Origin of the sequence: Pseudomonas sp. OTU5201 (assembly GCF_038440135.1) — a bacterium.
In the GTDB taxonomy this organism is placed as follows: Bacteria; Pseudomonadota; Gammaproteobacteria; order Pseudomonadales; family Pseudomonadaceae; genus Metapseudomonas; species Metapseudomonas resinovorans.
Map to the genome: position 1 here is coordinate 1 of NZ_JASATC010000114.1, position 312 is coordinate 312.

Sequence of the window (312 nt, forward strand, 5' to 3'; positions counted from 1 at the left end):
CTCTGGGCCACCAGCGAACTGACCGGCAAGCTGCGCGGCGCCCTGCCGAAAGCGGTGCAGGCACGCATCCAACTGGTTGCGGACTGGAGCCAGTCCGAAGTCGCCTTCGATGCCGTGCTGCACCACGGTGACTCCGATCAGCTGAGCGCCATCTGCCAGCAGGTCGCTTCCCGCAAGGGTCCGATCATCGGTGTCCAGGGCCTGTCCCAGGGCGAGACCGCGATCCCGCTGGAGCGCCTGCTGATCGAACGCGCCATCAGCGTCAACACCGCCGCTGCCGGCGGCAACGCCAGCCTGATGACCATCGGCTGA

At 67.6% G+C, this 312-nt stretch carries 1 protein-coding gene; it reads left to right on the plus strand.

Features of this window, described 5'->3' with window-relative positions:
• Window positions 1-312: hypothetical protein (locus AAHM40_RS27085; protein ID WP_342247451.1), on the plus strand; the 312-nt coding region annotated here is incomplete at its 5' end.